Raw genomic sequence first — 23,157 nt, forward strand, 5'->3', positions numbered from 1 at the left:
CTGACCGATCCGTCAGGTAGGAGGCAAGATGGCAACGGCCAGAAAAGCGCCGGTCAGGCGTGCGACTCCGGTCGCCGCGCGTCCGGCAGCCAAGCGCGCGCCAGCGGCGAAAGCGGACGCGACGCGCGCCGTGCCGAACGGCGCGCTCAACGGTCATGCGAAGCCCGCGCGCGCGAAGGACGCGGCGCAGCCGGAAGTCGTGATGGCGGCTGCCGACGCGGCCCGCAAGGCGCGTGCATCCGATGCGGCCACGGACGCCGTCGACGGTGTCGTGCGTCCCGCATACTGGGACAAGGCGTGCGCCGATCTCGTCAAGCGCGACCGCATCCTGAAGAAGCTGATTCCGAAGTTCGGCCCTGCCCATCTCGTGAAGCGCGGCGACCCGTTCGTCACGCTCGCGCGCTCGGTCGTCGGCCAGCAGATCTCGGTGCCGTCGGCGCAGGCGCTGTGGGCGCGCATCGAGGATGCGTGTCCGAAACTCGCACCGCAGCCGGTGATCCGGCTCGGCGCGGACAAGCTGATTGCGTGCGGACTGTCGAAGCGCAAGACGGAATACATTCTCGATCTCGCGCAACACTTCGTGTCCGGCGCGCTGCACGTCGACAAATGGACGTCGATGGACGACGAGGACGTGATCGCGGAACTCACGCAGATCCGCGGCATCAGCCGCTGGACGGCTGAAATGTTCCTGATCTTCAACCTGTCGCGGCCGGACGTGCTGCCGCTGGACGATCCCGGCCTGATCCGCGCGATCAGCGTCAATTACTTCAGCGGAGAGCCCGTCACGCGCAGCGAGGCACGCGAGGTGGCCGCCAACTGGGAGCCGTGGCGTACCGTCGCGACCTGGTATATGTGGCGCAGCCTCGACGTACCCGACACCGACGCTGATTGACGGCTATCAGGTTTTAAACATCAATAGTTGAGAGCCGGTCTGGCGCATCGCCCGCGCGGGTAGAATACGCGCTGCCGCAAGACCCAAGGATTCGAACACATGAAGACCACGTTTCTGGATTTCGAACAGCCGATCGCCGAACTCGAGGCCAAGATCGAAGAGCTGCGATTCGTGCAGGACGACTCGGCGGTCGATATTTCGGAAGAAATCGAGCGGCTGTCGAAGAAAAGCCAGCAACTGACGAAGGACCTCTACGCGAACCTGTCGCCGTGGCAGGTCTCGCAGATCGCGCGGCATCCGCAGCGTCCGTACACGCTCGATTACGTTGCGGAACTGTTTACCGATTTTCACGAGCTGCACGGCGACCGCGCGTTCGCGGACGACGTGTCGATCGTCGGCGGTCTCGCGCGCTTCGGCGGTCATCCGTGCATGGTGATCGGCCACCAGAAGGGCCGCGACACGAAGGAACGCGCGGCGCGCAACTTCGGGATGCCGCGTCCGGAAGGCTATCGCAAGGCTGAACGCCTGATGCGTCTCGCCGAGAAGTTCGGGCTGCCGATCTTCACGTTCGTCGACACGCCGGGCGCATACCCGGGCATCGGCGCGGAAGAGCGCGGCCAGTCGGAGGCGATCGGCCGCAATCTGTACGTGATGGCCGAGCTGAAGACGCCGATCATCACGACCGTGATCGGCGAGGGCGGCTCGGGCGGCGCGCTCGCGATCGCGGTGGCCGACACCGTGATGATGCTGCAGTTCTCGACCTACTCGGTGATCTCGCCGGAGGGCTGCGCGTCGATCCTGTGGAAGAGCGCCGCGAAGGCACCCGAGGCCGCGGAAGCGCTGGGCCTGACCGCGCATCGCCTGAAGGCGCTCGGCCTGATCGACAAGATCATCAACGAGCCGCTCGGCGGTGCGCATCGCGATCCGAAGGGCATGGCCGCGCTGCTGCGCCGCGCGCTCGCCGATTCGCTGCGCCAGTTCCAGGGCATGAGCATCGATGCGCTGCGCGAGCGCCGCTTCGAGCGCCTGATGGCCTACGGCAAGTTCAAGGAAACCACGCCCGGCGCATGACCGGCGTGCTCGCATCGCGCGCCGCACGGCGCGCGTTTCTCTCGTGATTCCCCCGACCGAATTCTCCGCCGACCGCGTCGTACTCGACGCGGTCGGCGTTGCGCTTGCCGATCTGCCGTCCGATGCGCGCATCGCGATCGCGTACAGCGGCGGCCTCGACTCGACGGTGCTGCTCGACGCGGCCGTGCGCGTGGCGGGCGCGGCGCGTTGCGTCGCGCTGCACGTGCATCACGGCTTGAGCGCGAACGCCGACGCATGGGTCGCGCATGCGCGGGCGATGGCCGAGCAGCTCGGTGTCGCGTTCGAATCGGCTCGGGTCGACGTGCCGCGCGACAGCGGTCTCGGCATCGAAGCAACGGCGCGTGAGCGCCGATATGCCGCGCTCGACGCGATGTGCGAACGTCACGGCGCGGCCACGCTCTGGGTTGCGCAACATGCGGACGACCAGGCCGAGACCGTGCTGCTGCAGCTGTTGCGCGGCGCGGGAATCGCCGGCCTGGCCGCGATGGCGCCGCGCTATCGTCCTGACGGTGCGAGCGTCGAGCGCGTGCGCCCGCTGCTGCGCTTGTTGCGCGCGCAACTGGAGCGCTATGCGGCCGAGCGTCAGCTCGCGTGGATCGACGACGAATCGAACGGCGACACGCGCTACGCGCGCAATGCATTGCGCATCGACGTGCTGCCGACCCTTGCCGTGCACTTTCCGGGCTTTCGCGATGCGCTGGGTCGCGCGGCCCAGCATGCGGCCGCCGCGCAGCGGCTGCTCGACGATCTGGCCGAACTGGATTACGCCGGCGCCGCGCGCGACGCAGGCCGCGCGCTGTCGCGCGATGCGCTCGTCGCGTTCGACGACGCGCGCGGTGCGAACCTGCTGCGCTTCTGGATGCGCCGGCTCGGCCTGCCGAGCGCGTCGGCGGGCCGGCTGGCGAACATGATGCGGCAACTGCGCGATGCGCACGACGCGCATGCGCTGCGGGTCGATCACGCCGGGCAATGCCTGCGGCTCTATCGCGATGCCGTGTACTGGGAGGCGGGCGACAGCGCCGAGCCGGCCGACGACGGCACGGGGACGCCGCACCCCGAATTCTCGCTGGCATGGGACGGACAGGAAATCTGGCGTGTGCCCGCGTGGCGCGGCACGTTCGTGTTCGCGCCGGTCGAAGCCGGCAGCGACGACGCGGTGCCCGAAGCGCTGCTGCGCGGCGCGGCGCTCGTCGCGCGCGCCCGTGCGGGCGGCGAGCGGCTGCGCACGGCGCCGGGCGGGCCGGGGCGCACCCTCAAGAACCTGTTCCAGGAGCGCGGCGTGCCGGCCTGGCAGCGCGACGTGCCGCTGCTGTTCGCGGGCGACCGGCTTGTCTACGTGCCGCGGCTCGGCGTGAATCACGGCGACGGGCTATCCGGCGACGGTACGTGGCGCCGGATCGAGTGGCGTCCCGACCTGCTGATCGCGTAGCGGCGGCACACGTCCGGCCGCGCGATCGCGCGCCGGTTTTCACCATTTGGTAAACAGCGCCGGAACGCTTGCCAAGCCGGCCGGCGGCTTGCGGCGGCTTGTCAAGCGGGCCTCTATCGGGTACGCTCGGTCGTTTGCTCGGCTCGATTTTTGAGCGTTTTGTGCAGGTTTTCCGCGTGACGTACCCGGTTTGCGCGGCCTGATCGGCCTTCCGGGCAAAATCCGTCACGCTTGCGTGTTGCGTCCCAGCCGTTCCTCTCGTCGTCCGTCCACAGCCACAAGCCGCGTGACCGAACGGCAACGCGGCCTGCCCAGCGCGCCCGTGCGGTTTCTCCTCCAGTTCAGAACGACAATGGCACTCATCGTACACAAATACGGCGGCACTTCGATGGGCTCGGTCGAGCGCATCAAGAACGTCGCGAAACGCGTCGCAAAATGGCATCAGGCCGGGCACCAGATGGTGGTCGTGCCGTCCGCGATGTCCGGCGAAACCAACCGCCTGCTCGGTCTCGCGAAAGAGATTTCGAGCCAGCCGAGCCCGCGTGAGCTCGACATGATCGCGTCGACCGGCGAGCAGGTCAGCGTCGGCCTGCTGTCGATCGCGCTGCAGGAAATCGGCGTCGAGGCCGTGAGCTACGCAGGCTGGCAAGTGCCGATCAAGACGGACAGCGCGTTCACGAAGGCGCGCATTCACTCGATCGACGACGAACGCGTGAAGGCCGATCTGAATGCCGGCAAGGTCGTGATCATCACGGGCTTCCAGGGCGTCGATCCGGATGGCCACATCACGACGCTGGGCCGTGGCGGTTCGGACACGTCGGCGGTGGCGGTCGCGGCCGCGCTGGATGCCGAAGAGTGCATGATCTACACGGACGTCGACGGCGTCTACACGACCGACCCGCGCGTGGTCGAAGAGGCGCGACGCCTCGACCGCGTGACGTTCGAGGAAATGCTGGAAATGGCCAGCCTCGGCTCGAAGGTCCTGCAGATCCGCTCGGTCGAATTCGCCGGTAAATACCAGGTGAAGACGCGCGTGCTGTCGAGCCTGACCGATCCGCTGATTGCGCTCGACGAAGAAATGCGCTCGGGCACCCTGATTACTTTTGAAGAAGACGAGACCATGGAAAAGGCAGTCATTTCCGGCATCGCGTTCCAGCGCGACGAAGCACGCATTGCGGTGATGGGCGTGCCCGACAAGCCGGGCATCGCGTATCAGATCCTCGGCCCGGTCGCCGACGCGAACGTCGACGTCGACATGATCATCCAGAATCAGAGCGTCGAAGGGAAGACGGACTTCACGTTCACGGTCGGTCGCGGTGACTACCAGAAGGCGATGGACATCCTCACCAACCAGGTGCAGGGCCATGTGAGCGCCGAGCGCGTGCAGGGCGACCCGAAGGTGTCGAAGGTGTCGGTCGTCGGCGTCGGCATGCGTTCGCACGTGGGCGTCGCGAGCAAGATGTTCCGCACGCTGTCGGAAGAGGGCATCAACATCCAGATGATCTCGACGTCCGAAATCAAGATTTCGGTACTGATCGACGAGAAGTACATGGAGCTGGCCGTCCGCGCACTGCACAAGGCATTCGAACTGGATCAGGCTGCGTAAATTTTTTGTGATGCATTGAAGAAAATGCATCACGGAAATTGACGGGCGGTTCGAAACCCTATATTATCTCGTTCTCGTCGCACTGCCTCCCTGGTGCGAGCGAAAGTTTGGGAGACGTGGCCGAGAGGTCGAAGGCACTCCCCTGCTAAGGGAGCATCTGGGCCAAAACCTGGATCGAGGGTTCGAATCCCTCCGTCTCCGCCAAAAGCGGTGACAAAGCCCCGCAAGTTCTCGGACTTGCGGGGCTTTTTCTTTTTCCGCTTCCGTTTTGGGCTGGCCCGGTCTTGCCGATTGGTGCCGCGCTTCGTCCGGACACCCAATCAATGCTCGACTTGAGCGGCGCTGATGCGCTAAATAGGCGTATCGCCTTGCGTGTCTCACGTTGGAGCTCCGGCACGCATGCATTCCGTACTGACCATTCTTCCGCATCGTCCTGTCGACGGGCGCGTCGACAATCACGCGCGTTACGCGCGGGAGCATGGCTGCCGGCACGCGATCGTCGACGGCACGCACGTGTACGGTGAGCGCCAGCAGGTGCTGCACAAGTACCACGCGATCATCGCGCAGCTCGTCGCGATGGATGACCGGCGCGCCGCGCAGCAACGTACGCGCGAGCCGGCGCGGCACCTGAACCCGCATGCGGACATCGCGTTCGTGTTCTGGGTCGACGCCGACATCCTCGCGATCGACCCGCGTCAGACGGTCGACAACGTGATCGATGGCCGCGATTGGGTGATCGGTACCGACCACGGCCTGGGCGATCAACTCGTGCATGATCGGCGTGCGCAACGTCGCGCCGATGCGCGACCGGTCGAACGGATCTGTGCGCGTATCGAGCGCTTCGACGATCGGTCGTCGGTCTATGCGAGCGGTAGCGACCAGCAGGCGATCTATGTCGAACTGCGGGACGCGGGCGTGCTCGACGCGCGCTACATCGTCGACGCCATCGCGCTCGCATCGTCGCCGCTCTATGCGACTCGCGACAGCCGCTTCGTCCATTTCGCCGCGCAACACAATCACTATCGCGCGATGACGATGCGCGTGCGGGACCGGCTCAGTCATCAGCGTTGGTCAACCGAATGTGCTGCGGCTTTCGGTGTTCCCGATCGCGGTGGTCGGCAGTTGATGAAGTAAAAATGAAAGTGTCAATGTAAGGATCGAGGCGCGCGCGCCTATCCTGCCCCTTATTTTGCTCTTGTGCCCGCGCGCACCGGGTTTTCCGCAAAAATGCGGCATTGCACCGATTCCTGCGATCGGCACCGCTGATCAATACGAAAAATTACGCATAAAAATCAGCGGATTACCTGTGCTCCGCAAATTGAAACTCTGCTGCGATGCAAAAAATTGTCAATCGCCTTATGCTGGTTAACCCGATTGCGTTTGAGCGGCATCAATCTTTGCGCTGATTCCGCTTTACATTTTGCCAACATTGGCGATCCGCGAAATCTATCTGTCGATTTGATTTCGTTTCCTTCGTCACGCCTGTTCCCGATGCAGTGCGCGACCCTCTCAAGGCCTGTTGACATGCATGATTTCCCCTTTCTGAGCCTGGCGATCTGGGTTCCGATCCTGTTCGGCGTGTGCCTGCTGCGCGCCGGTTCCGACCGTCATCCGCAGCGCACGCGAGTAATCGCGCTCGTCGGTGCCCTCGCGGGGCTGGCCGCCGTCGTGCCGCTTGTCACTGGCTTCGATTCGCATTCGGCCACGATGCAGTTCGCCGAAACCCGCAACTGGCTGGCCGCCTTCAACGCCGGCTGGCGGGTCGGGATCGACGGCGCGTCGCTGTGGCTCGTCGTGCTGACCGCCTTCACGACGCTCGTCGTCGTGATCGCATCGTGGGAATCGGTCACGGTGCGGGTCGCGCAGTACTACGCGTCGTTCCTGATCCTGTCGGGGCTGATGATCGGCGTGTTCGTCGCGCAGGACGGGTTGCTGTTCTTCATCTTCTTCGAGGCGACGCTGATTCCGCTGTACCTGCTGATCGGCACGTGGGGCAGGGAGCATCGCGTGTACGCGGCCGTGAAGTTCTTCTTCATCTCGTTCGCGGGTTCGCTGTTGCTGCTGATGGCGATGCTGTACCTGTTCGCGAAGTCGCACACGTTCGACATGAATGCATGGCGCACGCTGCAGCTCGGCTTCGCGCCGCAGCTGCTGGTGTTCCTCGGCTTCTTCGCCGCGTTCGCGGTCAAGGTGCCGATGTGGCCGGTCCACACGTGGCTGCGCGACGTCTACACGGACGGCCCGACGGGCGCCGCGCTGATGCTCGCGATGCTCAAGCTCGGCGGCTACGGCTTCCTGCGCTTCGCGCTGCCGATCACGCCGGACGCGAGCCACTTCTTCGCGCCGGCCGTGATCGCGCTGTCGCTGTTCGCGATCGTCTATGCGAGCCTGATCGCGCTTGCGCAGACCGACCTCGGCAAGCTGCTCGCGTATTCGACGGTCGCGCACATGGGGATCGTCACGCTCGGGCTGTTCCTGTTCAACCGGATCGGCGTCGAAGGCGCGATCGTGCAGCTCGTGTCGTACGGCTTCGTCGCGGGCGCGATGCTGCTGTGCGTGAGCGTGCTGGTCGATCGCACAAAGCAGCGCGAGATCGCCGCGTACGGCGGCGTGGCGGGCGTGATGCCGCGCTTCGCGACGTTCGCGCTGCTGTTCGCGATGGCCAACGTCGGCCTGCCGGGCACGTCGGGCTTCGTCGGCGAGTTCATGGTCATCATGGGCGCGATCCGCTTCAATTTCTGGATCGGCGCGATCGCGGCGCTCACGCTGATCCTCAGCGCGTCGTACACGCTGTGGATGGTCAAGCGCGTCGTGTTCGGCAAGATCGCGAGCCCGCGCATCGCGAAGCTCACCGATCTCAGCCGCCGCGAGATCGTGATGTTCGCATCGCTCGCGCTGGTCGTGCTGATGGTCGGCGTCGATCCGAAACCGTTCACCGACGCGATCGATCCGACCGTCGGACGGCTGATCGAAGACGCCAGCCATTCGAAGGTGCCGACCGGCGACGGCGGTGCACCGGCCCAGCCGGCCTACATGGCATCGGCGCACGGCTGATCGCGTGACATCCTGCGCCGCGATCGCATCGCATCGACGATGCGATCGTTGTGCGCATCTCCATCGAGGCCGGCACGGGCAGCGCCGGGCCGGCCTGCGACCGCGTGACGTCGCGTGACGTCGCGTATCCGGCTGCGTGAAATTGCCCCCGCGACAATGTGTCTCACTGCGGATTTTGCAATGATGATTTGCCGCGTCTCCCGTTTTTTCATCGCGCTCGCGCGACGTATGATTCGGCCACTTTCGTGGATCGAATGCGCATCGGGCATACGCAACGATTTCAATGACCCTCGGGCTGTGTGATGAAAAGAAAAGCTTCAAAAGGCTGGACCGCGCTGATGTCAATCGGCGCGGCGCTAAGCCTGTCAGGCTGTAATTTAGATGTACTAAATCCGAAAGGAAGCGTCGGCGCCGCCGAAAAGGCGCTGATCGCGACCTCGACGTGGGCGATGCTGATCGTCGTCGTGCCGGTGATCCTGCTCACGCTGTGGTTCGCGTGGCGTTATCGCGCGTCCAACCGCAATGCCACCTATGCGCCGAACTGGTCGCACTCGACCGCGATCGAAGTCGTGATCTGGACGGTGCCGACGCTGATCATCCTGTTCCTTGGCGTGCTCACGTGGAAAACCACGCACGAGCTCGATCCGTACAAGCCGCTCGAGTCGTCGGTGAAGCCGATCGACGTCGAAGTCGTCGCGCTCGACTGGAAGTGGCTGTTCATCTATCCGGAACTCGGCATCGCGTCGGTGAACCAGCTCGCGATTCCGGTCGGCACGCCGGTGAACTTCCGCATCACGTCGGATTCGGTGATGAACTCGTTCTTCATTCCGCAGCTCGGCGGCCAGGTCTACGCGATGGCCGGCATGCAGACGCGCCTGCACCTGATCGCCGACGAAGCCGGCGACTACGCGGGCACGGCCGCCAACTTCAGCGGCCGCGGCTTCTCCGACATGAAGTTCCGCACGCTTGCCGAGCCGCGCGAACAGTTCGACGCGTGGGTGCAGAAGGTGAAGGCCTCGCCGGACCGGCTCGACGCGACCGTGTACGGCACCGTCGCGCAGCCGAGCGAGAAGGCGCCGGTGCGCTATTTCTCGTCGGTCGATCCGCGACTCTTCCACAACATCATCGCGAAATACAACGATGGCCACGTCCTCGATCTGAAGGACGCCGCCTGCGGCACGAAGGGGTAACGCATGTTCGGCAAACTCACACTATCGGCGATCCCGTTCGATCAGCCCATCATCATGGTGGCCGGTGCCTTCATGGGGCTGGCCGTGCTGGGCGTCCTCGCCGCGCTGACGATCACCGGCCGCTGGAAGTGGCTGTGGACGGAATGGCTGACCACGGTCGATCACAAGAAACTCGGCGTGATGTACATCATCGTCGCGCTGATCATGCTGCTGCGCGGCTTCGCCGACGCGATCATGATGCGCATGCAGCTCGCGCTCGCGTACAACGCGCCCGGCTATCTGCCGCCGCACCACTATGACCAGATCTTCACGGCACACGGCGTGATCATGATCTTCTTCATGGCGATGGTGTTCATGGTCGGCCTGATGAACCTGGTCGTGCCGCTGCAGATCGGCGCACGCGACGTCGCGTTCCCGTTCATCAACTCGCTCTCCTTCTGGATGACGGCGGTCAGCGCGATCCTGATCAACGTGTCGCTCGTGATCGGCGAATTCGCACAGACGGGCTGGCTTGCGTATCCGCCGCTGTCGGAACTGCAGTTCAGTCCGGGGGTAGGGGTCGACTACTACCTGTGGGCGTTGCAGATCTCCGGCGTCGGCACGCTGCTGACCGGCGTGAACTTCTTCGTGACGATCATCAAGATGCGCGCGCCCGGCATGACGCTGATGAAGATGCCGGTGTTCACGTGGACGGCCCTCTGCACGAACGTGCTGATCATGGCGTCGTTCCCGATCCTGACCGCGACGCTCGCGTTGCTCGGCCTCGACCGTTACCTCGGCATGCACTTCTTCACGAACGAAGCCGGCGGCAACGCGATGCTGTACCTGAACCTGATCTGGGCGTGGGGCCATCCGGAGGTGTACATCCTGATCCTGCCGGCGTTCGGCATCTTCTCGGAAGTCATCGCGACGTTCTCCAGGAAGCCGCTGTTCGGCTACAAGACGATGGTGTACGCGACCTGCGCGATCATGGTGCTGTCGTTCCTCGTGTGGCTGCATCACTTCTTCACGATGGGCTCCGGTGCGAACGTGAACGCGTTCTTCGGCATCATGACGATGATCATCGCGATCCCGACCGGCGTGAAGGTGTTCAACTGGCTGTTTACGATGTACCGCGGCCGGATCGAATTCACGACGCCCGTGCTGTGGACGATCGGCTTCATGGTCACGTTCACGATCGGCGGGATGACCGGCGTGATGATGGCGATTCCGGGCGCGGACTTCGTGCTGCACAACAGCCTGTTCCTGATCGCGCACTTCCACAACGTGATCATCGGCGGCGTGCTGTTCGGTTATCTCGCGGGCTTCAACTACTGGTTCCCGAAGGCGTTCGGCTTCAAGCTGAACGAGAAGCTCGGCAAGGCGGCATTCTGGTTCTGGCAGGTCGGCTTCTACGTCGCGTTCGTGCCGCTCTACGTGCTCGGCTTCATGGGCATGACGCGTCGTCTGAACCACTACGACAACCCGGCGTGGCATCCGTGGCTGCTGATCGCCGCGTTCGGCGCCGTGCTGATCGCGATCGGCATCGCGTGCCAGCTGCTGCAACTGGTCGTCAGCATCCGCAACCGCAACCTGCCGGCATACCGCGACACCACGGGCGATCCGTGGGGCGGCCGCACGCTCGAGTGGGCCACCACGTCGCCGCCGGCGGAGTACAACTTCGCGGTGATCCCGCAAGTGCGCACGCTCGACGCGTACGCCGACATGAAAGCGCGCGGCGACGGCCGGCCGAACCCGGCGACGATCCGCGACATCCACATGCCGTCGAATACGTGCGCGGGCCTCGTGGTCGCGATCTTCAGCCTGGTGCTCGGCTTCGCGCTGGTGTGGCACATCTGGTGGATGGCGATCGGCGGCCTCGTCGGCATCGTCGCGACGCTCGTGGTCTACAGCTCGCGTGACAACGACGGCTACTACATCCCGGCGTCGAAAGTACGCAAGATCGAAGAGAAGCAACCGGCGGCGCGCGTGGCCACGCATGTCGACGACGTGGAACTGGAGGCCAACTGATGCTGCAGAAAACCTTGAGCGCAACCCTGCTCGAGCACGACGACCATCCGCCGTCGCACTCGGTATTCGGCTTCTGGCTGTACCTGATGACCGACTGCGTGATCTTCGCGGCACTGTTCGCGACGTTCGCGGTGCTCGGCCACCAGTATGCCGGCGGCCCGACCGCGAAGGACCTGTTCGACATTCCGGGCGTCGCGGTCGAAACCGCCGCGCTGCTGCTGTCGAGCATCACCTACGGCTTCGCGATGCTCGCCGCGTACAAGCAGCGGCGCGGCGCGCTGCTCGCCTGGCTCGCGGTGACGTTCGTGCTCGGCGCGGCGTTCCTCGCGATGGAACTGCGCGAGTTCTCGCACCTGATCGCGGAAGGCGCGGGCCCGCAGCGCAGCGCGTTCCTGTCGGCATTCTTCACGCTGGTCGGCACGCACGGGTTGCACGTGACGGCAGGCCTTCTGTGGATGATCGTGCTCGCCGGGCAGATCGTGATGCGCGGCGGCGACCTGACCGATCGCGACCTGCGGCGCCTGACGTGCCTGAGCCTCTTCTGGCACTTCCTCGACATCGTGTGGATCTGCGTGTTTTCCTTTGTCTATCTTGCGAGCGTGATCTAAATGGCCCATTCGCATTCGTCTCAACTCGAAGAAGGGCACGGCAGCGTCGGCGGCTATGTCGCCGGTTTCATCCTGTCGGTGCTGCTCACGGCGGCATCGTTCGGCCTCGTGATGGGCGGCGTGCTGTCGCCCCACGCATCGCTGATCGGGCTGGCCGTGCTCGCGTTCGTGCAGATCGTCGTGCACCTCGTGTACTTCCTGCACATGAACGGTTCGTCCGGCCAGCGCTGGAACGTCATGGCGTTCAGCTACACCGTGCTGACGGCGGCGATCCTGATCGTCGGCACGCTGTGGGTGATGCACAACGTCAGCATGAACATGATGTCGCGTTAAGCGGCATCACGGCGCGAAGCGCCGGTCATGAGAAGGCGGCACGCGAGTGTCGCCTTTTTTTCGCCTGCGGGATGCTGGCGCACCGCTTCGACGGCGTTGGCCCGCGGACGGAGCCGGCAGTATGATCTGGTGCGCGAAGTACACAAGGCAGCGGCGTGGCTGGCGCGAAATCTCGGACCGACTGGCGGAAAAGGTCGTCGCTGCTCCGGACCGTCAATTGTTACAAGACGTTAGCGCACGCTTGCGGTTGCGATGCCGCGCATCAGTTCTTACAAACTTGAAATATGCCGGGACGGCGCTTGCCGTTATAGTCGAATCACACATGAAACAACTCGAAGAGGAATCCATGAAGACTTTGCGTGTTGCCTCGCTCTTGACCGGTATGACGGCCTTGCTCGTGTCGGGCGCAGCAATGGCGGGAGTCAATGTCGGGATCAACGTCGGCGTGCCGGCTCCGGTCTACGTCGCGCCCGCGCCCGTGTATGCGCCGCCGCCGCCGCCGGTCGTCTACCAGCCGGCGCCTGTCTATGCACCGGCGCCCGTCTACGCACCGGCGATCGTGATCGGCTGGCATGGCGATCGCTACTGGGATGGCCGCCGCTACTGGGGCCGCGACGAGTGGTATCGCCATCATGGCCGCGGCTGGGGCGGCGATCGCGATCGCGGTCACTGGGACAACGGCCGCCACAACGGCTGGCGTTGATCGACACACGGCGCACGCGCGATGCGTGCGCGCACGACAGGAAAACCGCCCGCGTGGCGGTTTTCTTTTGGCCCGCGCGAGCCGCACGCGGATGTTGCGACGCGCCGGCGCCACGCATGAAAACCCGCGAGTTGGCTCGCTGTCGAATTGAATGGGTAGAATCGACCCACGATAACCCCCTCAATCGATCGACAGGGCCTCTATGACGAAGGGTTCGCCCCGGGCCGCCGCCACGCGCATCCGCTTCGGCGCCGCGCATGCGTTACGCTCCGCCGGCCGCACGGCGGCAGTATGGGCAATACAGGCCGTGCTGGCCGCCACCGCCGCACACGCGGCCTACGCGATCGCGCAGTATGGCGAGCCGAAATATCCGCCGGGCTTCAAGCATTTCGACTACGTGAACCCCGATGCGCCGAAGGGCGGCACGCTCGTGCTCGCGAACCCGAACCGGCTGACGTCGTTCGACAAGTTCAATCCGTTCACGATGCGCGGCAACCCCGCGCCGGGCATCGACATGCTGTTCGAGAGCCTCACGACCGGCAGCTCGGATGAACCGGCGTCCGCGTACGGCCTGCTCGCCGACGACATCGACATCGCGCCGGACCGCCATTCGGTCAGGTTCCACCTGAACCCGCGCGCGCGCTTCTCGAACGGCGACCCGGTCACGGCCGACGACGTCAAGTTTTCGTTCGACACGCTGAAGAGCAAGCTGGCCGCACCGCAGTTCGGCGCGTATTTCGCGGAGATCGAGAAGGCCGTGGTGATCGACCGCGCGACCGTGCGTTTCGACTTCCGCAGCGCGAATCGCGAGCTGCCGCTGATTGCCGGCGGCGTGCCGGTGTTCTCGCGCAAGTGGGGGCTGCGCGCGGACGGTTCGCGGATTCCGTTCGACCAGCTCGCGTTCGAGCAGCCGATCGGCAGCGGTCCGTACCTGATCGAGCGCTACGACAACGGCCGCACGATTACCTATCGGCGCAATCCCGCGTACTGGGGCGCCAATCTGCCGGTGCGGGTCGGCACCGACAACTTCGAGCGGATCGTCTACAAGCTGTACGGCGATGGCGTCGCGCGGCTCGAGGCGTTCAAGGCCGGCGAGTACGACGTGCTGGTCGAATACATCGCGCGTAACTGGACGCGGCGCGACGTCGGCAAGCGCTTCGACAGCGGCGAACTCGTCAAGCGCGAATTCCGCCAGCATAACGGCGCGGGCATGCAGGGTTTCTTCATGAACCTGCGTCGGCCGCTGTTTCGCGATGTGCGCGTGCGCCAGGCGCTCGATCTGGCGTTCGACTTCGAATGGCTGAACCGCCAGCTGTTCTATAGCGCGTACACGCGCCTCGACAGCTATTTCGCCGACACCGACCTGCAGGCGACCGGCACGCCCGGCCTGGGCGAGCTGAAGTTGCTGGAGCCGCTGCGCGCGCAGCTCGACCCGGCCGTGTTCGGCCCGATGGTCACGCAGCCGGACACGAATCCGCCGGGCTCGCTGCGCGCGAACCTGCTCAAGGCGCGCGCGCTGCTCGCACAGGCCGGCTGGACCTACCGCGACGGCGCGCTGCGTAACGCGAAGGGCGAGCCGTTCACGTTCGAGATCCTCGACGACTCCGGCGCGGCGATGGAAGGTGTCGTGACCGCCTACCAGCGCAATCTCGCGAAGCTCGGCATCGAAGCGCGCTTTCGCACCGCCGATTACGCGCTGCTGCAAAAGCGCCTCGACGCGTTCGACTACGACATGACGACGGTCCGGCTGCCCGGCGTGCAGGTGCCAGGCGCCGAGCAGTACTCGCGCTACGCCAGCAAGTTCGCCGACGAACCGGGCTCCGACAACCTCATCGGGCTGAAGTCGCCGGCGGTCGACGCACTGCTGCATGCACTCGGCACCGCGCAGACGCGCGATGACCTGCTCGACGCGACGCATGCGCTCGACCGCGTGCTGATGCATGGCTATTACGCGGTCCCGCAGTGGTACAGCACCACGCACCGGATCGCGTACAAGCGCACGCTCGGCTATCCGCAGACGCTGCCGCTGTACTATTCGGCCGAGGGCTGGGTCGTGTCGACCTGGTGGGCCAAGCCCGATCACTGAAGCCTGCCGGCCCTTCGTTCAACCCAGCCTGACGATCGCGAGTCGACACCCTATGTGGAGCTACATCCTCAAACGCCTGCTGCTGATGATCCCGACGCTCGTCGGCGTGCTCACGCTCACGTTCGCCGTGATCCAGTTCGTGCCGGGCGGCCCGGTCGAACAGGCCGTGCAGGAACTGCGCAAGGGCGCGACGGAGCAGGGCGCGGCGCCGTTCGGGATGCGCGCGCATACCGGCGTCGACGCGCAGCAGCTCGCGCAGCTCAAGGCGCTGTACGGCTTCGACAAGCCGCCGCTCGAGCGCTACTGGCTGATGCTGAAGCGCTTCGCGCGCTTCGATCTCGGCGAAAGCTATTTCCGTCACCAGAGCGTGTGGTCGCTGATCGTGCAGAAGCTGCCGGTGTCGATCAGCATCGGGCTGTGGACCTTCTTCGTCACTTACCTGATCTCGGTGCCGCTCGGCATCGCGAAGGCCGTCCGCAACGGTTCGCCGTTCGACGTCGCGACGAGCCTCGTCGTGCTGGTCGGTTATGCGATTCCGGGCTTCGTGCTCGGCGTGCTGCTGCTCGTGCTGTTCGGCGGCGGCTCGTTCTGGCAGCTGTTCCCGCTGCGCGGGCTCACGTCGGACAACTTCTCGCAGCTGTCGACGATCGGCAAGGTGCTCGACTATCTGTGGCACATCGCACTGCCGATCACCGCATCGGTCGTCGGCAGCTTCGCGGTCGTCACGATGCTCACGAAGAACGCATTCCTCGACGAGATCCGCAAGCAGTACGTGCTGACCGCGCGCGCGAAAGGGCTCGCCGAGCGCACCGTGCTGTGGAAGCACGTGTTCCGCAACGCGATGCTGCCGCTGATCGTCGGGTTCCCGGCCGCGTTCATCGGCGCGTTCTTCACGGGCAGCCTGCTGATCGAGACGCTGTTCTCGCTCGACGGCCTCGGGCTGCTGTCGTACGAGTCGGTCGTGCGGCGCGACTATCCGGTCGTGCTCGGCACGCTGTACCTGTTCACGCTGATCGGACTGGCGACCAAGCTGATCTCGGACCTCTGCTACGTGTGGGTCGACCCGCGCATTCAATTCGACAACCTGGAGCGCTGACATGAAACCGTCCGTCCGCACGCTGCTTGCCGGCGCGTCCCTCTGCCTGCCCGCGCTCGCCGGGCGAGGTGCGCGATGAACCGGGCCGTCATGTCGTCCCGCCTCGACGCCGCGCGTGCGCGCGTGTCGCCGTCTCCCGCGCGCCGCGTGTGGCAGCGGTTTCGCCAGCAACGCCTCGGCTACTGGAGCTTCGTGATCTTCGTCATCGCGTTCGCCGCGAGCCTGGCCGCGCCGCTGTGGTCGAACGACAAGCCGCTCGTCGTGCACTACGACGGCCAGTACTATTTCCCGATGTTCCATGCGTACCCGGAGACGACCTTCGGCGGCGATTTCCCGACGCCGGCCGACTATCTCGATCCGTACGTCCGCAAACGGCTCGAGGCACCGGGCAACTTCGTCGTCTATCCGCCGAACCGCTATTACTACGACACGCTGAACTACTTCTCGACCGTGCCGAACCCGGCGCCGCCGTCGCGCGCGAACTGGCTCGGCACCGATGCGCAGGGGCGCGACCTGCTCGCGCGGCTCGTATACGGGTTCCGCGTGTCGGTCGAGTTCGGGCTGATCCTGACCGTGATCGGCACGCTGCTCGGGATCGCCGCGGGCGCGGTGCAGGGTTTCTTCGGCGGGCGCATCGACATCGTCGGGCAGCGGTTGATCGAGATCTGGAGTTCGCTGCCCGAGCTGTACCTGCTGATCATCTTCGCGTCGATCTTCGAGCCGAGCTTCCTGCTGCTGATCGTGCTGCTGTCGCTGTTCGGCTGGATCGGCCTGGCCGACTACGTGCGCGCCGAGTTCCTGCGCAACCGCACGCAGGACTACGTGCGCGCGGCCCGCGCGATGGGCCTCACCAACTGGCAGATCATCTGGCGCCACGTGCTGCCGAACAGCCTGACGCCCGTGATCACGTTCCTGCCGTTCCGGATGAGCGGCGCGATCCTTGCGCTCACGAGCCTCGACTTCCTCGGGCTCGGCGTGCCGCCCCCGACACCGAGCCTCGGCGAGCTGCTCGCGCAGGGCAAGGGCAACCTCGACGCGTGGTGGATCTCGCTGTCGACGTTCGGCGTGCTGGTCGCGACGCTGCTGCTGCTGACCTTCATGGGCGACGCGCTGCGCAACGCGCTCGACACGCGGATCGCCGACTCCGTGCGCGCGGCGGGAGGGCAGCGATGAGCGACCCGAACGTATCGAACGCGAACGCGGGCGAACCGCTGCTGTCGCTCGAGCATCTGCACGTGCGCTTCGGCGACACGGTGGCGGTCGACGACGTGACGCTCGCGATCGGCCGCGGCGAGCGCGTGGCGCTCGTCGGCGAGTCGGGGTCGGGCAAGAGCGTGACCGCGCTGTCGATCCTGCGGCTGCTGCGCGACGCCGACGTGAGCGGCACGATCCGCTTCGCCGGGCACGACCTCGCCGGCAAGAGCGAGCGCGAGATGCGCGGGCTGCGCGGATCGGACATCGCGATGATCTTCCAGGAGCCGATGACCGCGCTGAACCCGCTGTATACGATCGGTGCGCAGATCGGCGAGACGATCGTGCTGCACGACGGGGTGACGGCGGCCGAAGCGCGCAAGCGCGCGATCGCGCTGCTCGCGCGCACGGGAATCGCGGAGCCGGAGAAGCGCGTCGACAGTTACCCGCACCAGTTGTCGGGCGGCCAGCGGCAGCGCGCGATGATCGCGATGGCGCTCGCGTGCCGGCCGCGCCTCCTGCTGGCGGACGAGCCGACCACCGCGCTCGATGTGACGATCCGCGCGCAGATCGTCGACCTGCTGCTCGAACTGCAGCGCGAGGAGGCGGAAAAGCGCGGGATGGCGATCCTGCTGATCACGCACGACCTGAACCTCGTGCGGCACTTCGCGGAGCGGGTCGCGGTGATGGAGCGCGGCAAGCTGGTCGAAAGCGGAACGGTCGAGCGGATTTTCGCCGAGCCGGCGCATCCGTATACCCGGCGGCTCCTGAACAGCCGGCCGCAACGTGCGGTCGCGCCGGTGATGCCGATCGCGCCCGTCGTGCTCGATGCGCGCCACGTCAGCGTGCAGTTCGCGCGCAAGCGGCCGGGCTTCGCGGGCTGGTTCGGCACGATGCCGGTGACGGCGGTCGAGGACGTGTCCGTGTCGGTACGGCAGGGCGAGACGCTCGGGATCGTCGGCGAATCCGGCTCCGGGAAGTCGACGCTCGCGATGGCGCTGCTCGGGCTGCAACGGACGGCGCACGGCGAAATCGAGTTTCAGGGGCGTGCGCTGTCGACTTATCGCGGTCGCGAACAGACTGCGCTGCGCTCGAACATGCAGGTTGTCTTTCAGGATCCGTTCAGTTCGCTGTCGCCTCGCCACACGATCGAGCGGATCGTCGGCGAGGGGCTCGAACTGCACCGCCCGGAACTGACGCCCGACGCGCGCCGAGCGAAGTCGCTGGCCGTGCTGCGCGAAGTCGGCCTCGATCGCACGGTGCTGCATCGCTATCCGCATGAATTCTCGGGCGGCCAGCGCCAGCGGATCGCGATCGCGCGGGCGCTCGTGCTGGAGCCGCGCATCCTGATCCTCGACGAGCCGACGTCCGCGCTCGACGTGTCGATCCAGCAGCAGGTGCTGAAACTGCTCGCGAATTTGCAACAGAAATACAACCTCGGCTATGTATTCATCAGCCACGACCTGGAGGTGATCGGCGCGATGGCGCACCGGGTCGCGGTGATGCAGGGCGGGGTGGTGGTCGAGTCCGGGGAGGTCGCCGACATCTTCACGAAGCCGTCACATCCTTACACACAAAAGCTGTTGGAAGCGGTCTGGAAAGCGTGATAGGCGTCCAATGGTCTGACCATCTCGATTGTATTTTTTAATTTGTTTTGACAAACGATTACGCGCTGGCTAGTATCGACCGAAATTTTCCGCCAATCAGCTGATTTTTAAGCAAATTCCATCGACCAATGCAGCATCGATCCCTGACCCAGGCATGCGCGCGCACCCTCGCCGGGCTGTTCATCGGCGCCCTGTTCGCAGCAGCTCCCGGCGCGTTCGCCGACGAAGTCAGCAGTTTTAACCAGAATGTCACGAATTCGACTCAAATCGGGTCGACTTCCTCCCTTCAGCAGACCAGTGCCCAGCCGTCGAGCGGCGGCGCGAAGTCGTTCCTCGCCGGGATGGCGGGGAAGGCAGGCGACGTCGTCGTTGGCGCGCTCAACATGATCGGCGTGCGCTATCGCTGGGGCGGTAACTCGCCGGATTCCGGCCTCGATTGCAGCGGCTTCGTGCGCTACGTGTTCCAGGACACGCTCGGCATGTCGCTGCCGCGTCGCGCGGAAGAGATGAGCCGCGTCGGCGAGAAGGTCAGCATGAGCAACCTGAAGCCGGGCGATCTCGTGTTCTTCAACACGATGCGCCGCACGTTCTCGCACGTCGGCATCTACATCGGCGACAACAAGTTCGTGCATTCGCCGTCGACGGGCAGCACGATTCGCGTCGACGATCTCGACAGCGGCTATTGGGAAAAGCGTTTCACCGGTGCGCGCCGGCTCGAATCGGAGTTTCCGATGAAGGCAGACGACCTGCGCCAGCGCGTGCGCGCGACGATTGGCGACGACGCGGCGAACGGCAGCAACTGACGCTCGCCGGCGCGCTGCCGGATCGAAAAGACCCTGTCACCGAAAGGCGGCAGGGTTTTTTGTTTTCAGGGCACGCGGAAACGGCACGCGATGGGGTGGGGGGTGTCGGCGGCGCGTGCCGTCACGCGCCGCGCACGGCGATGCGTCCGCTTACGCGGCCGCGCCGCCGCGGGCCGCCGCGAGCTTGCGCTGCAGCTCGGGCATGATGCGCGCGACGGCTTCCTCGCCCGCGAGGATCGCCGCATTGCGCTGGTTGAAGTCGCTGCCGCCCATCGCCGCGAGGTTCGGGCGGATCACGACGTCCGCGTATTTGTCGAGCTCGTAGGTCTTGATCGTCTGGCCCATGATCGTGAAGGTCTGCAGCAGCATCTCGATCGGGTTGTTGGTCGCCGCGCCGTCCGGCCGCGACGAGATGTCGACCGCGATCACGAAGCTCGCACCCATCTTGCGCGCGAACGACGCGGGCACCGGGCTCACGAGGCCGCCGTCGACGTACTCGCGGTTGCCGATCTTCACCGGCTCGAACACCGACGGCACGCTGCACGACGCACGCACCGCGAGCCCCGTGTTGCCCTGCTGGAACAGGATCGGCTGACCGCTTTGCAGATCGGTCGCGACGATGCCGAGCGGCTTGGCCATCTTTTCGATCGGCCGGTTGTTGAGCGTTTTGTTCAGGAAGTTCTGCAGCGCGACGCCCTGCAGCAGCCCGCGCGAGCGGAACGGCAGCGCCCAGTCGCTGATCGACGCCTGGTCCATGTCGAGCGCGATCTTGTTGATCTGCAGCCCGCTCATCCCCGATGCGTACAGCGCGCCGACCACCGAGCCCGCGCTCGTGCCCGCGACGATTTCGACCGGGATGCCGCGCGCTTCCAGCGCCTTCAGCACGCCGATGTGGGAGAAACCGCGGGCGGCGCCGCCGCCGAGCGCGATGCCGATCTTCACGGGCTTCTCGTGCGGCTGCGCGGCGTTGTCGGGACGGGACTTGTCGCCGAACGACGTGCAGGCGGCGAGGCTGGCGGACGCGCACGCGATCGTGAAGTGACGGCGCGACAGGCGAGGGGACGACATCGAATGATTCTCCGGCGGCTTGGCGGCGGGGCCGTGCGGCCCGCGGCGGCAGTAGGTTCCAAGCGGCCGTGCGGCGGGATCCGTGCGGCCGGCGCGGCGCCGGCTGGCGGCCGCGGCGCGCACATCATAAAGCAAGCGGCGCGCTTGGCGCGATGACCGGCGCGAGTATAATTCCGGCTTCTTTCCCGTTCCGGGCGCGGCCGGCCCCATGCTGTCCGGGCTGTCGCCGTCGATCCCGCGTCGAATCATTCATGCGCCCCAGGCGTTCGAGTTACCGTTTATGACCCGTCCTGTCCGTACCCGCTTCGCGCCGAGTCCCACCGGCTTCATCCACCTCGGCAACATCCGCTCCGCGCTCTATCCGTGGGCGTTCGCCCGCAAGATGGAGGGCACGTTCGTGCTGCGTATCGAGGATACCGACGTCGAGCGCTCGTCGCAGGAAGCCGTCGACGCGATCCTCGAGGGGATGCAGTGGCTCGGCCTCGATTTCGACGAAGGCCCGATCTACCAGATGCAGCGGATGGACCGCTATCGCGCGGTGCTCGCGCAGATGCTCGAGCAGGGTCTTGCCTACCCGTGCTACATGTCGGCCGAGGAGCTCGACGCGCTGCGCGAACGCCAGCGCGAGGCCGGCCTCAAGCCGCGCTACGACGGCACGTGGCGTCCGGAGCCGGGCAAGGTGCTGCCCGAGCCGCCGGCCGGCGTGAAGCCGGTGCTGCGTTTCCGCAATCCGCTGACCGGCACGGTCGCGTGGGAAGACGCGGTGAAGGGGCGTGTCGAGATTTCGAACGAAGAACTCGACGACCTCGTGATCGCGCGCCCGGACGGCACGCCGATCTACAACTTCTGCGTGGTCGTGGACGACATGGACATGAACATCACGCATGTGATTCGCGGGGACGACCACGTGAACAACACGCCGCGCCAGATCAACATCCTGCGCGCGCTCGGCGGCGAGCCGCCCGTCTACGCGCACCTGCCGACCGTGCTGAACGAGCAGGGCGAGAAGATGAGCAAGCGGCATGGCGCGATGAGCGTGATGGCGTATCGCGACGCAGGCTTCCTGCCGGAGGCTGTCGTCAACTATCTCGCGCGTCTCGGCTGGTCGCACGGCGACGCCGAAATCTTCTCGCGCGAGCAGTTCGTCGAATGGTTCGATCTCGAGCATCTCGGCAAGTCGCCGGCGCAGTACGACCACAGCAAGCTGAGCTGGCTGAACGCCCATTACATCAAGGAAGCCGACAACGCACGCCTCGCCGCGCTGGCGAAGCCGTTCCTCGACGCGCTCGGCGTCGACGACACGGCGATCGCGACGGGCCCGGCGCTCGACGCGGTAGTCGGCCTGATGAAGGATCGCGCGACGACGGTGAAGGAGATCGCCGAAGGCGCCGCGATGTTCTACCGCGTGCCGGCGCCGGACGCCGACGCGATCGCGCAGCACGTGACCGACGCGGTGCGTCCGGCGCTGGCCGACCTGGTCGCCGCGCTGAAGGCAGCCGACTGGACGAAGGAGGCGGTATCTGCCGCGCTGAAGGCGACGCTCGCGACGCACAAGCTGAAGATGCCGCAGCTCGCGATGCCGGTGCGCCTGCTGGTGGCGGGCACGACCCATACACCGTCGATCGACGCGGTGCTCGTGCTGTTCGGTCGCGACGCCGTCGTGTCGCGTATCGAGGCTGCGCTGGCCTGAGGCTGGGGCGGCAGCGAGGCCGTCCGGACGTGACGTGACGTGACGGCGGCTTCGCAAAAAATTTCGCTCGAATCGCAAAAAGGGTATTTACAAGTTCAAATTCGGTCCATATAATCTCATTTCTGTTCTGCAAGGGGGTATAGCTCAGCTGGGAGAGCGCTTGCATGGCATGCAAGAGGTCAGCGGTTCGATCCCGCTTACCTCCACCATCAGAACAAACCGAATTGATTTGCGAAGCAGTGGTAGTAATAAATGCTTCACAGAATGATTTAAAGCAGTTAGAATTTCGGCCTTCGCTGTTGACGATGAGTGAATAGCGAAAGTCAGACAGATCTGAAAAGATCCTGTCCCCTTCGTCTAGAGGCCTAGGACATCACCCTTTCACGGTGAGTACAGGGGTTCGAATCCCCTAGGGGACGCCAGATTTTAGCGGCGTTTCGTAGAAGTGTCGCAAGGCTTGCAGGAACGTAACCGACGTCCTGCAGGTAACGGTGCAGAAAGTTGGAGCGGTAGTTCAGTCGGTTAGAATACCGGCCTGTCACGCCGGGGGTCGCGGGTTCGAGTCCCGTCCGCTCCGCCAGAACGAAGCCCGTTCAAGACGTTTTTGAGCGGGCTTTTGTATTAAAGATGTAAGCAGTACGTTGTCCCCTTCGTCTAGAGGCCTAGGACATCACCCTTTCACGGTGAGTACAGGGGTTC

General features: G+C 65.3%; 18 protein-coding genes, 4 tRNA genes and 1 pseudogene. 21 read left to right on the forward strand and 2 right to left on the reverse strand.

Annotated elements, in window-relative coordinates; all coding sequences use genetic code 11:
• Nucleotides 1-28 precede the first annotated feature (28 nt).
• From ACTJKF_RS18685 to tilS, 3 genes are all read left to right on the forward strand, one after another.
• On the forward strand, nucleotides 29-892 hold the full coding sequence (locus ACTJKF_RS18685; protein WP_440625027.1) for a DNA-3-methyladenine glycosylase family protein: 864 nt from the start codon (nucleotides 29-31) through the stop codon (nucleotides 890-892).
• Nucleotides 893-991: 99 nt separating this feature from the next.
• On the forward strand, nucleotides 992-1,963 hold the full coding sequence (locus ACTJKF_RS18690; RefSeq protein ID WP_039364696.1) for an acetyl-CoA carboxylase carboxyltransferase subunit alpha: 972 nt from the start codon (nucleotides 992-994) through the stop codon (nucleotides 1,961-1,963).
• 43 nt (nucleotides 1,964-2,006) lie between these two features.
• The gene (gene tilS, locus ACTJKF_RS18695; protein WP_440625029.1) at nucleotides 2,007-3,413 is read left to right on the forward strand and encodes a tRNA lysidine(34) synthetase TilS; all 1,407 of its coding nucleotides are present in this window, start codon (nucleotides 2,007-2,009) and stop codon (nucleotides 3,411-3,413) included.
• 132 nt (nucleotides 3,414-3,545) lie between these two features.
• Here the strand turns inward: tilS and ACTJKF_RS18700 are convergent.
• Nucleotides 3,546-3,783 (reverse strand): annotated as a pseudogene (locus ACTJKF_RS18700) (hypothetical protein); the annotation flags it as partial.
• Here ACTJKF_RS18700 and ACTJKF_RS18705 point away from each other — a divergent pair.
• From ACTJKF_RS18705 to ACTJKF_RS18770, 14 genes are all read left to right on the forward strand, one after another.
• The gene (locus ACTJKF_RS18705; protein WP_440625031.1) at nucleotides 3,766-5,019 is read left to right on the forward strand and encodes an aspartate kinase; all 1,254 of its coding nucleotides are present in this window, start codon (nucleotides 3,766-3,768) and stop codon (nucleotides 5,017-5,019) included. The pseudogene ACTJKF_RS18700 and the gene ACTJKF_RS18705 sit on opposite strands and share 18 nt — an antisense overlap.
• Before the next feature lie 110 nt (nucleotides 5,020-5,129).
• Nucleotides 5,130-5,223: transfer RNA gene (locus ACTJKF_RS18710), tRNA-Ser, on the forward strand.
• Between the two features lie 195 nt (nucleotides 5,224-5,418).
• Entirely contained in the window at nucleotides 5,419-6,153 is a 735-nt protein-coding gene (locus ACTJKF_RS18715; protein WP_440625033.1) for a hypothetical protein, read from the forward strand.
• 390 nt (nucleotides 6,154-6,543) lie between these two features.
• Entirely contained in the window at nucleotides 6,544-8,073 is a 1,530-nt protein-coding gene (locus tag ACTJKF_RS18720; RefSeq protein ID WP_440625035.1) for a complex I subunit 4 family protein, read from the forward strand.
• Nucleotides 8,074-8,375: 302 nt separating this feature from the next.
• Nucleotides 8,376-9,263, forward strand: a complete 888-nt coding sequence (gene cyoA / locus ACTJKF_RS18725; RefSeq protein WP_440625037.1) for a ubiquinol oxidase subunit II — start codon at nucleotides 8,376-8,378, stop codon at nucleotides 9,261-9,263.
• A gap of 3 nt (nucleotides 9,264-9,266) precedes the next feature.
• A complete protein-coding gene (gene cyoB / locus ACTJKF_RS18730; protein WP_440625039.1) occupies nucleotides 9,267-11,273 on the forward strand; it encodes a cytochrome o ubiquinol oxidase subunit I in 2,007 nt (668 codons plus the stop codon).
• A complete protein-coding gene (gene cyoC / locus ACTJKF_RS18735; protein ID WP_440625041.1) occupies nucleotides 11,273-11,881 on the forward strand; it encodes a cytochrome o ubiquinol oxidase subunit III in 609 nt (202 codons plus the stop codon). The genes cyoB and cyoC overlap by 1 nt, the downstream gene beginning before the upstream one ends.
• Nucleotides 11,882-12,214, forward strand: coding sequence for a cytochrome o ubiquinol oxidase subunit IV (gene cyoD, locus ACTJKF_RS18740; protein WP_059573658.1), 333 nt, complete (start codon nucleotides 11,882-11,884; stop codon nucleotides 12,212-12,214).
• Between the two features lie 346 nt (nucleotides 12,215-12,560).
• Nucleotides 12,561-12,917: a hypothetical protein gene (locus tag ACTJKF_RS18745; protein ID WP_440625044.1), complete on the forward strand. Its 357-nt coding sequence runs from the start codon at nucleotides 12,561-12,563 to the stop codon at nucleotides 12,915-12,917.
• A 202-nt stretch (nucleotides 12,918-13,119) separates the two neighbouring features.
• Entirely contained in the window at nucleotides 13,120-15,003 is a 1,884-nt protein-coding gene (locus ACTJKF_RS18750; protein ID WP_440625045.1) for an extracellular solute-binding protein, read from the forward strand.
• A gap of 52 nt (nucleotides 15,004-15,055) precedes the next feature.
• Nucleotides 15,056-16,099 (forward strand): microcin C ABC transporter permease YejB, encoded by a 1,044-nt coding sequence (locus ACTJKF_RS18755; RefSeq protein WP_440625047.1) that lies wholly within the window; start codon nucleotides 15,056-15,058, stop codon nucleotides 16,097-16,099.
• 75 nt (nucleotides 16,100-16,174) lie between these two features.
• Complete coding sequence (locus tag ACTJKF_RS18760) at nucleotides 16,175-17,272, forward strand: ABC transporter permease (RefSeq protein WP_440625049.1); 1,098 nt, start codon at nucleotides 16,175-16,177, stop codon at nucleotides 17,270-17,272.
• Complete coding sequence (locus ACTJKF_RS18765; RefSeq protein ID WP_440625050.1) at nucleotides 17,269-18,897, forward strand: ABC transporter ATP-binding protein; 1,629 nt, start codon at nucleotides 17,269-17,271, stop codon at nucleotides 18,895-18,897. The genes ACTJKF_RS18760 and ACTJKF_RS18765 overlap by 4 nt, the downstream gene beginning before the upstream one ends.
• A gap of 128 nt (nucleotides 18,898-19,025) precedes the next feature.
• Nucleotides 19,026-19,700, forward strand: coding sequence for a C40 family peptidase (locus tag ACTJKF_RS18770; RefSeq protein ID WP_440625052.1), 675 nt, complete (start codon nucleotides 19,026-19,028; stop codon nucleotides 19,698-19,700).
• A 150-nt stretch (nucleotides 19,701-19,850) separates the two neighbouring features.
• Here ACTJKF_RS18770 and ACTJKF_RS18775 read toward each other — a convergent pair whose 3' ends face one another.
• Nucleotides 19,851-20,768 (reverse strand): patatin-like phospholipase family protein, encoded by a 918-nt coding sequence (locus ACTJKF_RS18775; RefSeq protein ID WP_440625054.1) that lies wholly within the window; start codon nucleotides 20,766-20,768, stop codon nucleotides 19,851-19,853.
• Nucleotides 20,769-21,048: 280 nt separating this feature from the next.
• On the opposite strand from ACTJKF_RS18775, the gene gltX reads away from it, so the two are divergent.
• The 4 genes from gltX to ACTJKF_RS18795 all read left to right on the forward strand — a co-directional run bounded on the left by gltX (nucleotide 21,049) and on the right by ACTJKF_RS18795 (nucleotide 23,038).
• Nucleotides 21,049-22,458 (forward strand): glutamate--tRNA ligase, encoded by a 1,410-nt coding sequence (gltX, locus tag ACTJKF_RS18780; protein WP_440625056.1) that lies wholly within the window; start codon nucleotides 21,049-21,051, stop codon nucleotides 22,456-22,458.
• A gap of 133 nt (nucleotides 22,459-22,591) precedes the next feature.
• Nucleotides 22,592-22,667: transfer RNA gene (locus tag ACTJKF_RS18785), tRNA-Ala, on the forward strand.
• A 137-nt stretch (nucleotides 22,668-22,804) separates the two neighbouring features.
• Nucleotides 22,805-22,880 (forward strand) — tRNA-Glu (locus tag ACTJKF_RS18790).
• An 81-nt stretch (nucleotides 22,881-22,961) separates the two neighbouring features.
• Nucleotides 22,962-23,038: transfer RNA gene (locus tag ACTJKF_RS18795), tRNA-Asp, on the forward strand.
• Nucleotides 23,039-23,157 lie beyond the last annotated feature (119 nt).

The organism is Burkholderia sp. 22313, assembly GCF_052045245.1.
Classification (GTDB): Bacteria; Pseudomonadota; Gammaproteobacteria; order Burkholderiales; family Burkholderiaceae; genus Burkholderia.